At 67.8% G+C, this 11,356-nt stretch carries 13 protein-coding genes; 3 read left to right on the forward strand and 10 right to left on the reverse strand.

Features of this window, described 5'->3' with window-relative positions; genetic code table 11:
• Window positions 1-16: 16 nt before the first annotated feature.
• Window positions 17-1,375 (forward strand): CapA family protein, encoded by a 1,359-nt coding sequence (locus ACMAUO_RS19970; RefSeq protein ID WP_420358644.1) that lies wholly within the window; start codon window positions 17-19, stop codon window positions 1,373-1,375.
• Window positions 1,376-1,399: 24 nt separating this feature from the next.
• Here ACMAUO_RS19970 and truA read toward each other — a convergent pair whose 3' ends face one another.
• The 3 genes from truA to def are packed head-to-tail and all read right to left on the reverse strand — an operon-like array spanning window position 1,400 to window position 3,679.
• Complete coding sequence (gene truA, locus ACMAUO_RS19975; RefSeq protein WP_420358645.1) at window positions 1,400-2,209, reverse strand: tRNA pseudouridine(38-40) synthase TruA; 810 nt, start codon at window positions 2,207-2,209, stop codon at window positions 1,400-1,402.
• Window positions 2,206-3,123 carry a methionyl-tRNA formyltransferase gene (gene fmt, locus ACMAUO_RS19980; protein WP_420358646.1) on the reverse strand — a complete coding sequence of 306 codons (918 nt, stop codon included), beginning with the start codon at window positions 3,121-3,123 and terminating at the stop codon, window positions 2,206-2,208. The genes truA and fmt overlap by 4 nt, the downstream gene beginning before the upstream one ends.
• Window positions 3,124-3,139: 16 nt before the next feature.
• Window positions 3,140-3,679, reverse strand: coding sequence for a peptide deformylase (def, locus tag ACMAUO_RS19985; RefSeq protein WP_420358647.1), 540 nt, complete (start codon window positions 3,677-3,679; stop codon window positions 3,140-3,142).
• A gap of 186 nt (window positions 3,680-3,865) precedes the next feature.
• Between def and ACMAUO_RS19990 the strand changes: the two genes are divergently transcribed.
• On the forward strand, window positions 3,866-4,354 hold the full coding sequence (locus tag ACMAUO_RS19990) for an Hsp20 family protein (protein ID WP_420358648.1): 489 nt from the start codon (window positions 3,866-3,868) through the stop codon (window positions 4,352-4,354).
• A gap of 112 nt (window positions 4,355-4,466) precedes the next feature.
• A complete protein-coding gene (locus ACMAUO_RS19995; RefSeq protein WP_420358649.1) occupies window positions 4,467-4,730 on the forward strand; it encodes a DUF1150 family protein in 264 nt (87 codons plus the stop codon).
• A 57-nt stretch (window positions 4,731-4,787) separates the two neighbouring features.
• Here ACMAUO_RS19995 and hpf read toward each other — a convergent pair whose 3' ends face one another.
• From hpf to ACMAUO_RS20030, 7 genes are all read right to left on the reverse strand, one after another.
• A complete protein-coding gene (gene hpf, locus ACMAUO_RS20000) occupies window positions 4,788-5,375 on the reverse strand; it encodes a ribosome hibernation-promoting factor, HPF/YfiA family (RefSeq protein WP_420358650.1) in 588 nt (195 codons plus the stop codon).
• A gap of 87 nt (window positions 5,376-5,462) precedes the next feature.
• Window positions 5,463-6,839 (reverse strand): RNA polymerase factor sigma-54, encoded by a 1,377-nt coding sequence (gene rpoN, locus ACMAUO_RS20005; protein ID WP_420358651.1) that lies wholly within the window; start codon window positions 6,837-6,839, stop codon window positions 5,463-5,465.
• 9 nt (window positions 6,840-6,848) lie between these two features.
• Window positions 6,849-7,643, reverse strand: a complete 795-nt coding sequence (lptB, locus tag ACMAUO_RS20010) for an LPS export ABC transporter ATP-binding protein (protein WP_420358652.1) — start codon at window positions 7,641-7,643, stop codon at window positions 6,849-6,851.
• Complete coding sequence (locus tag ACMAUO_RS20015) at window positions 7,640-8,617, reverse strand: LptA/OstA family protein (RefSeq protein ID WP_420358653.1); 978 nt, start codon at window positions 8,615-8,617, stop codon at window positions 7,640-7,642. The genes lptB and ACMAUO_RS20015 overlap by 4 nt, the downstream gene beginning before the upstream one ends.
• The gene (lptC, locus tag ACMAUO_RS20020; protein ID WP_420358654.1) at window positions 8,614-9,387 is read right to left on the reverse strand and encodes an LPS export ABC transporter periplasmic protein LptC; all 774 of its coding nucleotides are present in this window, start codon (window positions 9,385-9,387) and stop codon (window positions 8,614-8,616) included. The genes ACMAUO_RS20015 and lptC overlap by 4 nt, the downstream gene beginning before the upstream one ends.
• Window positions 9,384-10,433, reverse strand: coding sequence for a KpsF/GutQ family sugar-phosphate isomerase (locus ACMAUO_RS20025; RefSeq protein ID WP_420358655.1), 1,050 nt, complete (start codon window positions 10,431-10,433; stop codon window positions 9,384-9,386). Before ACMAUO_RS20025 ends, lptC begins: the two co-directional genes overlap by 4 nt.
• Before the next feature lie 70 nt (window positions 10,434-10,503).
• Complete coding sequence (locus tag ACMAUO_RS20030) at window positions 10,504-11,133, reverse strand: ribonuclease D (protein ID WP_420358656.1); 630 nt, start codon at window positions 11,131-11,133, stop codon at window positions 10,504-10,506.
• Between the last annotated feature and the right edge of the window lie 223 nt (window positions 11,134-11,356).

Here is an 11,356-nt window from a genome sequence, read left to right on the forward strand (position 1 = left end):
TGATAAGGCTTGCCGGATGACGAAATTGGCGAGCCTGCTGGTGCTGTCCCTGTTTCTGGCCGGTGCCGCCAGGGCGGCGGAACGGCCGGGTGTGCCTGACGGGTTCACGGTCGCGCTCGGTGGGGACATGATCGGTCCCTATCATCCTCTGCCCGATGAGCGGGACACGGGTTTCGCCCGGATCGCCGACCTGTTCCGCAAGGCCGATCTGGGGTTCGCCAACCAGGAAGGGTCGATGCTCGACCTGGCCGGTTTCGCCGGCTATCCGGCCGCCGAAACGGGTGGGGGGTATCCCCGGCAGTCATCCTCCATGGCCGGGGCGCTGCGGGGGATGGGCCTGACCATCGTATCGAAGGCCAATAACCACGCCACCGATTATGGTACCGAAGGGCTGGTCGCGACGCTCGACGCCCTGCGCAAGGCCGGTCTCGCGGAAGCGGGGGCGGGCCTGAGCGCGGCCGAGGCCCGGGCGCCCGGATATGTGCGGACGCCCAGGGGGCTGGCGGCGCTCGTCGATGTCGCCTCGACCTTCGCGCCGATGGAGGAGGCGGGCCCGGCGGTCATGAGCCAGGGCCAGGAGACGAAGCCTCGGCCGGGCATCAGCGTGCTGCATGTGCGTGAGGTGCGTTTTGTCCGACCCGAGGAGGTCGGGCACCTGCGTGACCTCGTTCAGGACCGGAATTCGCCGGTGAACGAGGCGCGGATCGGCGACATCATTTTCCGTGCGTCGGATCGCGACGGGTGGACATGGGAGATGAACCCGGCCGATGAAGGCGCCATTCTGTCCGCGATCCGGGAAGCGCGCAGCAGGGCGCGCTTTGTCCTCTTTTCCATCCATGCCCATGAGACCGCCGGTCATGATGACGGGACGACCCCGCCGGGAGCGTGGGAACCCATGGTGGTGCATCGGGCCAATGAGGCGCCGGACCCTCTGAACCCCGCCCCGGCGGCCTTCGAGCCGGTTCTGTTCCATGCCGCCATCGATGCGGGAGCCGATGCCGTGGCCCGGACCGGGCCGCATGTGCTGGATGGGGTGGAGATCTACAAGGGCAGACCGATCTTCCATGGGCTGGGGGGCCTGTTCTTTGACCGGAATGGTCGGCGGGGCCATGAAGTTGCGGGCGGCGTGGTGCCGTTTCCGCAGGAGCAGTTCGAAAGTGTGGTGCCGGTCACGACCTATCGAAATGGCAGGGCGGACGTTATCCGGCTCTATCCTGTCGTGATGGCCGATGACGGTATCGCGACTGGTGGGATTCCCCATCCGGCCTCGCCTGAACGGGGGCGGCGGATTCTGTCGCGCATGCAGGCGATGTCGGCGCAGTTCGGCACGAGAATGGCGATCGAAGATGGGATGGGCGTGATTCGCATTCCTTGAGCCGTCCTTCCTCTTCGGGGGAGGTCAGGCTGGGAGGATGAAGGGGTCGGGGTCGTAGCCGACGCCGGTCAGATAGAGCCCGTCCGGGGGGGCCGTGGGGCCGGCGGCGCGGCGGTCGCAGGCGCGCAGGGCCTCGCCGACGCGCTCGGGGGGCCAGGTGCCTTCGCCCACCAGTTTCAGCGTGCCGACCATGTTGCGGACCTGATGGTGCAGGAATGAGCGGGCCTCGGCCTCGATCGTGATGTCTTCGCCGTGGCGGGTGATCGCCAGCCGGTCGAGCGTGCGCAGCGGGTTTTTGGCCTGGCAGGCGCTGGCGCGGAAAGAGGTGAAATCATGGCGGCCCAGGAGGTGTCGGGCCGCTTCATTCATCGCGTCGGCGTCGAGGGGGCGCTTGACCAGCCAGACGCGGCCCTCGTCGAGGGCCAGGCGGCCGCGCCGGTTGACGATCCGGTAGCGATAGGACCGGCGGTTGGCGGAAAACCGGGCGTTCCATGTGCTGTCGACCGGTGTGGCCTGGAGGATGGCGACCGGGTGGGGCTTCATGTGGAAATTCAGCGCGTCGCGGACCTTGGAGCCCGTCAGGCCCGTGCCGGCGGGGAAATCCAGATGCGCGACCTGGCCGGTTGCATGCACGCCGGTATCGGTGCGGCCGGCGGTGATGCTGGTGACGGAGCGGCCTGCCGCCAGGCGGCTGGCGGCCTCTTCCAGCACCTGCTGCACGGAGAGGCCGGTGATCTGGCGCTGCCAGCCGACGAAGGGGCGGCCGTCATATTCGATCCGGACCGCCCAGCGTTCCACGGCCTGTTCGGGAGTGGTGTCCGCGTCGGCGGTCACGAGCCCAGGACCGTCCCGGCCGGTACGGGCTGGCCGCGCAGGAACGAATCGGCGTCCATCATGCCGCGGCCGGGCCGCTGAAGGCGCGTGATGCGCAGCGCGCCTTGGCCGCAGGCCACGGTGAGCATCTCGTCGAGAATGGTTCCCGGCGGTGCGGGATGGGAGGCTGAAACGAGGGTGGCGCCGCCGATCTTCAGGACCTGGTCGCCCAGGGTGGTGAAGGTGCCGGGCCAGGGGGTCAGGGCCCGGATCTGCCGGTCCAGTGCGGCGGCGTCGCGCGACCAGTCGATGCGTCCGTCCTCGCGCGTCAGGCGGCCGGCGTAGGTTATGCCCTGTTCCGGCTGGGGCTGGCCGGGGCCGACCGGCTGGCTCAGGGTCGTCACGATCAGGCGTGCGCCCATGGCGGCGAGAGCGTCATGCAGCGTGGTGGCGGTGGTCGTCGGTGTCAGCGCGACCTGGTCGGACAGCAGCATCGTGCCGGTATCCAGCCCTTCGTCCATGCGCATGATCGTGACGCCGCTCTCGCTGTCGCCGGCCAGGATCGCGGCCTGGATGGGGGCCGCGCCACGCCAGCGGGGCAGCAGGCTGGCATGGATGTTCAGGCACCCCAGGCGGGGGGCGTCCAGCATCGCCGCCGGCAGGATCAGCCCGTAGGCGGCGACCACGGCGGCATCCAGGTTCAGGGCGTGGAAGAAGGTGTGTTCGTCCGAATTTGTCCGCAGGCGCGCGGGTGTGCGGACCGGCAGGCCGAGCGTCTCGGCAGCCTGATGGACGGGCGACAGGCGGACCGACTGGCCGCGCCCGGCGGGCCGGGGGGGCTGGCTGTAGACGGCTGCGATCTCGTGCCCCGCCGCATGGAGGGCGAGCAGGGCGGGCACTGCGAAATCGGGGGTGCCCATGAAGGCCAGGCGCATGGGGGATCTCCAGCCTTCAGCGTTTCTGGCGCTGTTCCTTGGCCAGGCGCCGCATGATCATGTTGCGCTTGAGCGTGGAGAGGTGATCGACGAAGAGGATGCCTTCCAGATGGTCGATCTCGTGCTGGATGCAGGTGGCCAGCAGGTCGTCGGCCTCCATCTCCTGCTCGGTGCCGTCCAGGGTGCGGTAGCGGATGCGCACCTGCTGGGGGCGGACCACCTCGGCATACTGGTTGGGCAGCGACAGGCACCCTTCCTCGCGCGAGACGAGGGTTTCCGATTCCGCGATGACTTCGGGGTTGATCAGGACCAGCGGTTCGCGCTGCCGTTCCTCGCCCAGATCGACGATGGCGAAGCGCAGGCCCATGCCGACCTGCGGGGCGGCCAGGCCGATGCCCGGTGCCTCGTACATCGCGGCGAACATGCGGGGCAGGGCGTCGCGCAGCATCGGCTCGTCCTCGGGCCGGACCAGGCGGGTCTTCTGGCGCAGGATGGCCTGGGGAGCCACCAGGATCGGCATGGGGATGGCGGCGGCGATTTCGTCGTGACTGATCATAGGGGCGATGTAGCGATCCTGACGCGCGCGCGCCAGTGGGTACGCGCGCGTCAGAGGGCATCAAGGGGCATGGCGGCGCGGTGCTCCCGCGCGGCCTTGCGGAACCGGCCGGGCGTCCCATATCATGACGACGCGGGCGCCGACGACGGGTCCGCGTGATCGTCTCGCTCGGTTGAGGAGGCCTTGATGTCGGGTAGACTTTTTGGATCCCCCATGTTTCTGGGGTTTGACCATCTGGAACAGATGTTGGAACGCGCGTCGAAAGGGGCTGCCGATGGCTATCCCCCGTATAATATCGAGCAACTGAACGCCACGTCGCTCCGAATCTCGCTCGCGGTTGCGGGGTTCGTGATGGATGATCTGCAGATCACGCAGGAAGACAATCAGCTTGTCATCCGTGGACGGCAGACCGACGATACGCAGGGCCGGGTTTTCCTGCATCGGGGCATTGCGGCGCGGCAGTTCCAGAAAGCATTCGTGCTGGCCGAGGGGATCGAGGTCAGCGGAGCCTGGCTGGATAATGGCCTGCTCCATATCGATCTGGTAAGGCCGCAGCCGGAAGTCCGCGTGAAGCTGATCGAGATCACGCAGGGGCGTTCGGGCGGGCCACCGACCGAGATCGATCTGCCCAAGGCCCGCCCGCAACGTGTCGTGCGGGCGCTCGAGGACGATTGAGCGTTTTGATCTCCAGCTATCGACATGGCCGTCAGCCCGCGACACGACAGGCGCGCTGGCCAACGGGACGATCGCCGCATGATGGGGATTCGTCCTTACGGAGGATCGGATCATGAGAATTACGACTCAAAACGGGCAGGTCGTGCTTCAGGCCGACCACACGCCCATGACCGCCGATGTCCGTCATCTGACGGATATCCAGATGCGGGCGCTTGGTGTTTCGCGGGTTGCCTATATCAAGCCCGTGATCGTCGAGGGGGAAGATGCGTTTGCCATCCATGCGGCGGACGGCACCCCGATGGCCCTGACCGAAGACCAGGAGACGGCCGTGGAGGCGATCCTGCAGCATGAGATGGTGCCCGCCCTGCTGCACTGAGCGCCGCCGGGTTGCCGGGACGATCGGGATCGTCCCGGCGGTGGGGCCTTCCCGGCGTCAGCCGGGAGAGGGGTCCAGCCAGCCGATATTGCCGTCCTGCCGACGGTAGATGACGTTGATCTGTTCGCTGATACTGTTGCGGAACATCAGCAGGGTCGAGGCTGCCAGATCGAGGCGCATCACGGCCTCGCTGACGCTGAGGGTGGCAATTTCCGACGTGCGTTCGGCAATGATGGTGGCGTGGGCGCCGGTGTCGTGCGCCGCGCCGTTCGTCGCCGGCCCGGAATCGTCGGACGGGCGGAGGATATAGCTGCGCCCCATTTCCGGTGATTTGCGGCGGGGCAGGGTGCGGAGATGGTCGTTGACCCGTTCGCGATAGCGGCGGAGGCGCCGGGCGATATGTTCGGCGGCATCGTCGAAGGCGCCGTGGGCATCGGTGCCCTCGCCCTCGCCCCGCAGGGTCAGGCCCCGCGCGGCGTGAAGATTGATATCACAGGTAAAGAAGGACCGCGCGCGGCTGAAGGTGACCTGGGCTTCCAGGGCGCGATCGAAATATTTGTCGGCAAGCCGATCGAGATGCCCGGTAACCCGGTGTTTCAGGGCGTCTGAGAGGTCGATCTGTTTGCCAGCGACACTGATCTGCATGTGACATCACCCCTTGCATAGAGGAGCGTCCGAAACCGGACGGAACCGTGCCGGCGGTCCATAATGCGCGTTCCACCGGGCGTGGCGTCAGGCTTCGAAAGCCTTTTCCCGTTTTCTCTGCGCTGAATTGGGTATCCTCAGCGCATCGCGGTATTTGGCCACGGTTCGGCGGGAGATGTCTATTCCTTCCTTTCTTAATTTGTTCACGATTGCATCGTCGGACAGGATATCCCGGTCGGACTCATGGGAAATCAACAGCTTGATCCGGTGACGGACGGCCTCGGCGCTGTGATCGTCGCTGCCGGTGCGTCCGGGGATGGCGGTGGTGAAGAAATATTTCAGCTCGAACAGGCCGCGCGGGGTGGCGATATATTTGTTCGCCGTCACCCGGCTCACGGTGCTCTCGTGCAGCCCGACCGCCTCGGCGATATCGCGCAGCACCAGCGGCCGCAGGTGGCTGACGCCATGGGTCAGGAAATCGCTCTGGCGGCGCATGATGGCGGTGGCCACGCGGATGATGGTCTCGGCCCGCTGCTGGAGCGCGCGGACCAGCCAGTTGGCGCTGGCGAGGCGTTCGGTCATGAACGGGCGGTCCGCGTCGCGCAGCCGCAGCGTGGTCCGCAGGGTCAGGGCCGAATTGACCACCACGCGCGGCGTGGTGTCGGGATTGAGCTCGATGATCCAGTCGTCATCCGATGTCGGCAGCATCAGGATGTCCGGCACGATGATGCAGGCTTCGGGTGGCGCCGCGTCCAGCGCCGGTCGGGGCGACAGGGCACGGATTTCGGCAATCATGGTGGCCAGGTCGTCCTGATCGACGCCGCACAGGGTGCGCAGCCGGCGCAGGTCGCGACGGGCCAGCAGGTCCAGGTGCCGCAGCAGCATGGCCATTGCCGGGTCCAGCCGGTCGCGCTCGCGCAGTTGGGCGGCCAGGCATTCGCCCAGATCGTGGGCGAACAGGCCGGTCGGTTCGAACTGCATCATCGCCTGGCGCACCTGCTCGACCCGCGCCGCGCCGGTGCTCGGAGGCTCGATGCCCAGAGCGCGGGCGATCTCCGCGGATGGCATGGTCACGCGCCCGTCGGCATTCAGCAGGGTGATCAGGTAGGCTGCGATCCGTTGGTCTTCGGCATCGAAGGGCGAGAGCCGCACCTGCTCGGCCAGCCGTTCGTGCAGCGGGGGGGCGGGGCCGGCCATGGCGTCCCGCGGATCGTGCCATGTGCCCGCATTCCGTGACGGACCAAGGGTGGGCAGGACGGGATGGGGTGGCATGCCGCCGGAGGCCGGCAGCGGTGTGTCGGCCGTCTCGGGGCGCTCCAGCAGGGGGTTGCGCTCCATCTCCTGCTCGACCACCGACCAGGCGTCGAGATTGGAGAGTTGCAGCAGCAGGATCGCCTGCCGCAACTGCGGCGTCATGACCAGGGATTGGGCCTGCCGGAGGGCGAGCTTGGGTCCGATCGTCATGACGGGCGGTCAGAGGGAGAAATTTTCTCCAAGATAGACGCGCCGCACGTCCTCGTTGGCGACGATCTCCTCGGGGCGGCCTTCCATCAGCACCTGGCCGCTATGCATGATATAAGCGCGGTCGATGACTTCCAGCGTCTCGCGGACATTGTGGTCGGTGATCAGCACGCCGATCCCGCGATCCTTGAGGTGCGAGACCAGGTCGCGGATTTCGCCCACCGCGATCGGGTCGATGCCCGCCAGGGGTTCGTCGAGCAGGATGTAATGCGGCTGGCTGGCCAGGGCACGGGCGATTTCCAGCCGGCGCCGCTCGCCGCCCGAGAGGGCCAGCGACGGCGAGCGGCGCAGGTGGGAGATTCCGAATTCGCCCAGCAGGCCGGTGAGCATTTCCTCGCGCCGGTCGGGATCGGACTCCACGACTTCCAGCGCCGCCATGATGTTCTGCTCGACATTCAGGCCCCGGAAGATGCTGGCTTCCTGCGGCAGGTAGCCGATGCCCAGCCGGGCGCGGCGGTACATCGGCAGGCGGGTGATGTCGGTGCCGTCCAGGGTGATCGAGCCGCTGTCGGGCTGTACCAGCCCCACGATCATGTAGAAGCTGGTGGTCTTGCCGGCGCCGTTGGGACCCAGGAGGCCGACGGCCTCGCCGCGATTGACCTGGAGCGAGACGTTCCGGACGACGGGCCGCTTCTTGTAGCTCTTGCCGATGCCGCTGGCGATCAATCCGCTGAGGGCGCTGCCGAAGGGGACCTGCCCGGCGGCATTTTTCGCCTCGTCGGACAGGGCGTAGGGGATGTCGTTCATCGGTGGGTTCCGGCAGGGGGGGGATTGGCCTCGTTAGGGACGATCAGGCCGCTGACCCGTCCGCCCGGACGTTCGGTCATCGTGGCGATTCCGGTATGCATGTTCACGATTGCCGCGGCTCCGCTGATCTGGTTCTGGCCTCGCGTGATATGCACGTTGCCGACGATCCGCGCGATTCCCGTATCGGGAACATAGACGCCGCGATCGCCGATCACGGTTTCGGTCTGCGTGCGGATGAAGACGTGGCCGAATGCGTTCACTTTTTCCAGCTTCCCCGAACCGGTCAATGGGTCCCCGCCATGTCCGGCCGGCTGCGCATTGGCCTGCGGGGCGGGCTGGGCGGCCGGCTGGGTCGGCGCGCTGTAGCCGACCAGCACGTCGGCCCGGATCTGCCTGCCGTCATTGGTGGTGACCGTGGCATCGCCCCGGCCGACCGACATGCGGGTCTGGGAATAATATTCCATCGAATCCCGCGCCGTCAGGACATCCTGCGGCGTGGTCAGCTTCAGCCCCTTGCCGGTCAGGACCATGACCGCCTGGTCGATGTCGTAGACCGCCTTGTCGCCCCAGGCCTGGTCGGTGTCGGTGAAGATATGGACATGCCCCAGCGCGTTCAGGCGATAGACCTCGTTCGCGCCCGATCCGGCCTCCATGCCCCGGGCGCCGTCGGCGGCCGGTGCGGGCTGGGCGGGGGGCTCGGCGGGGGTGGGGGCTCCGGCGGCGGCCTTCTTGCGGTAGAAGGCGATCAGCCGGTCGGCGGTCACGGTGACGTTGCCCCTTGTGGCCTGGGCCTGGTCATAGGCGGTGACGGTCTGGGCCTTTTCGTTCCAGTCGAAGCCGCCGACCGCCGTGACGTTGATCTGGCCGCCATGCGACAGGTCGATGGCCTGGCCGCGCGCGCCGCCCGGAAGGAAGAGGCAGGCCGCGGCGCCGAGGAACAGGAACGCGGAGGCGACCTTTGCGGGGGCGGTCATCGACTGGGCTCCGTCTGGGAGGCTTGGGGAGAAGGGGACGGCGGGCCGGCATGGGCATCGTCGTTCAGGATCAGCCGGCCCGGACCACGGAACTGGGCGATCCCTTCATGCTGGGACAGCAGCACGCCCTGGGCGTCCAGCATGCCGAACGGGCCTTCGGCGTGCACCCACTGGTCGGATGCGATGATTCCCTGCCTGAGATCCATATCGGCGGTCACCCCGGTCATGATCACGCCGTCGTCTCGGTAGAGGGACACGTCCTGCGTCAGATCCAGCAACTGTTCCCGTTGCAGATACACGCCCTGGGCCGCGCTGACCATCATCCAGTCTCCGCCCTGGGTCAGGGTGTCGGCGGCCGGGCGGGTCAGGTTGATGCGATCCGGGCCGATCTGCTGGGCCTGGTCGGCGGTGATCATGAAGGGCCGGTCGTGTTCGTCCAGCCCCCGATAGACGGCGCCGAGCATGTTGCCGCTGGAGACGCGCAGGTTTTCCATCTCGCGCAGGGCGCCGCGCTGCATGTTGATCAGCCGGTCGACGGCCGGCCACAGGGCGATCGAGCCCAGCAGCAGCAGGGCCGCCGCGGGCAGGGCCCATTTGGCCCAGCGGACCAGGCGCTGGCGACGGGCAATGTCGCCGGGCCGGAGCACCCGCCGGAGCCGGGATGTATCCTGATGCAGCAGCGACCGCTGCCGCGCGACCTGATCGGCGGAGCGTGCGAAATCCTCGCGCCGGGGGGGGCGCTTGCCATCGGGGGGCGGGGGGGTGCTCATGCGACGCCCGCGCGCAGCAGGTCATGGACATGGAGGATGCCGACCGGAACCCCGTCGCCATCCAGCACGAACAGGCTGGTGATCGGGCGGGCGCGCGCATTCATCAGCCGCAGCGCCTCGGCGGCCAGCACGTCGGGCCCGGTGGTCAGGGGCTCGGTGTTCATGATGTCCGCCGCGCGGGTACGGTCCAGGTCGCGGTCGAGGACGCGGCGGAGATCGCCGTCGGTGATCAGCCCGCACAGCGTTCCATCGGCACCGACCACGCCCATGCAGCCGAATGCCTTACGCGTCATCTCCATGATGACCTGTCGCAGGGAGGTGTCGGGCGTGCCCAGCGGCATGACGCCGCCGCGATGCATCAGGTCGGCGACGCGGCGCAGCCTCGTGCCCAGCCGCCCGCCGGGATGAAAGATGCCGAACTCGGTCGCGGAGAATCCCCGCCGCTCCAGCAGGACCACCGCCAGGGCATCGCCCAGCGCCAGTTGCATCATCGACGAGGTGGTGGGGGCCAGGCCCATCGGGCAGGCTTCGGGCGCATCGGGGATGATCAGGGGGATGTCGGCGGCACGGGCAAGCGTCGATTCGATGCGCGTCGTGATCGCCACCAGCAGCAACCCGTAGCGCCGGGTATGTGCCACGATGTCGGCCAGTTCCGCCGTCTCGCCCGAATTGGAGAGCGCCAGCACGGCATCGCCCGGCTGGAGCATGCCCAGGTCGCCATGCGAGGCTTCCGACGGGTGAACGAAGACCGAGGGGGTGCCCGTGGAGGCCAGCGTGGACTGGATCTTGCGGCCGATCTGCCCGGACTTGCCGATGCCGGTGACGACGACGCGGCCCGCCAGGGTGGAGAAGGCCGCGATCGTGCGCGCGAATGTCTCGCCCAGCGGCGGCGTGGCGTCGCCGTCGCGCGGGGGCGCGCGCAGGGCGGCCGCCATCTGCATCAGCCCGTCGGTCTCGCGGGCCAGCACCCGGCACGCTGCCGCGATGTCCGCGTCGGACTGGCCGGAATCGGAAGCGTTACCGATGGGAGGGGCGGATTGGGTCATGCCAGAGGTGTATTGCCATGGCGGCGGTCCAGGTCAAACGGAACGATGGATCGCGCGGGAGAAAGGGGCATCATGCCCGGTGGGCGAAGATGTCCGGTTCTTCGTATCCCAGCAGGTCCAGTCGCGCGCGGGCAGGCAGGAAATCGTAGCAGGCCTGGGCCAGGTCGCGCCGGCCCTCGCGGTGCAGAAGCGCTTCCAGCTTGTTCCAGAGCGCATGCAGATACAGCACGTCCGATGCGGCATAGGCCTTCTGCTCGGGCGTCAGTTCCGGGGCGCCCCAGTCGGATGTCTGCTGCTGCTTGCTCAGGTCCACGCCCAGCAGCTCGCGGCAGAGCTGGGCCAGTCCGTGGCGGTCGGTGAAGGTGCGGACCAGTTTGGAGGCGATCTTGGTGCAGATCACCGGCGCGACGGTGACGCCGAGCGTGTGCTGGAGGATCGCCACGTCGAAACGCGCGAAATGCATCAGCTTGGTGATGGTGGGGTCGGCCATCAGCCGGGCGAGGTTGGGGCTGGGAGTGCCGGGCAGGATCTGCACCAGATGGGCGGAATGGTCTCCCGCTGAGATCTGCACCAGGCACAGCCGGTCGCGATGCGGTTTCAGCCCCATCGCCTCGGTGTCGACGGCGATCGGGCCGTGGAAGGTCACGTCGGCAGGCAGGTCGCCGCGATGCAGATGAATCGAGGGCGCGGTGGCGATCATGCGTAAATCCCCGCAACGCAGGCGTGACGACGAAAAATGAAAGAACGGTCCATGATTCCCAACCCGCAAGACGCATGACCGCGCCGACACACCGTCATGACCGGATGCCGGGGCAGTGACGGACATATAATATCGGAAGCGCCGTTGCGCGAGGGGGTGAGCCGACCAGTTGCCCGAAGGCTCTTATGTCGCCCGGGCGGGCGATGTCTGATCCGGCTGAAGA

It is taken from the genome of Gluconacetobacter brunescens, from assembly GCF_048695475.1.
GTDB lineage: Bacteria > Pseudomonadota > Alphaproteobacteria > Acetobacterales > Acetobacteraceae > Gluconacetobacter.

Excerpts from the sequence above, each read along its gene's own strand:
- ACMAUO_RS19990 (WP_420358648.1), top strand. The coding sequence starts at position 3,866 with ATGTCGGGTAGACTTTTTGGATCCCCCATGTTTCTGGGGTTTGACCAT.
- fmt (WP_420358646.1), bottom strand. The coding sequence starts at position 3,123 with ATGCGCCTGGCCTTCATGGGCACCCCCGATTTCGCAGTGCCCGCCCTG.
- ACMAUO_RS19995 (WP_420358649.1), top strand. The coding sequence starts at position 4,467 with ATGAGAATTACGACTCAAAACGGGCAGGTCGTGCTTCAGGCCGACCAC.
- ACMAUO_RS19970 (WP_420358644.1), top strand. The coding sequence starts at position 17 with ATGACGAAATTGGCGAGCCTGCTGGTGCTGTCCCTGTTTCTGGCCGGT.
- def (WP_420358647.1), bottom strand. The coding sequence starts at position 3,679 with ATGATCAGTCACGACGAAATCGCCGCCGCCATCCCCATGCCGATCCTG.
- lptB (WP_420358652.1), bottom strand. The coding sequence starts at position 7,643 with ATGAACGACATCCCCTACGCCCTGTCCGACGAGGCGAAAAATGCCGCC.
- ACMAUO_RS20015 (WP_420358653.1), bottom strand. The coding sequence starts at position 8,617 with ATGACCGCCCCCGCAAAGGTCGCCTCCGCGTTCCTGTTCCTCGGCGCC.
- ACMAUO_RS20030 (WP_420358656.1), bottom strand. The coding sequence starts at position 11,133 with ATGATCGCCACCGCGCCCTCGATTCATCTGCATCGCGGCGACCTGCCT.
- ACMAUO_RS20025 (WP_420358655.1), bottom strand. The coding sequence starts at position 10,433 with ATGACCCAATCCGCCCCTCCCATCGGTAACGCTTCCGATTCCGGCCAG.
- lptC (WP_420358654.1), bottom strand. The coding sequence starts at position 9,387 with ATGAGCACCCCCCCGCCCCCCGATGGCAAGCGCCCCCCCCGGCGCGAG.
- rpoN (WP_420358651.1), bottom strand. The coding sequence starts at position 6,839 with ATGACGATCGGACCCAAGCTCGCCCTCCGGCAGGCCCAATCCCTGGTC.
- hpf (WP_420358650.1), bottom strand. The coding sequence starts at position 5,375 with ATGCAGATCAGTGTCGCTGGCAAACAGATCGACCTCTCAGACGCCCTG.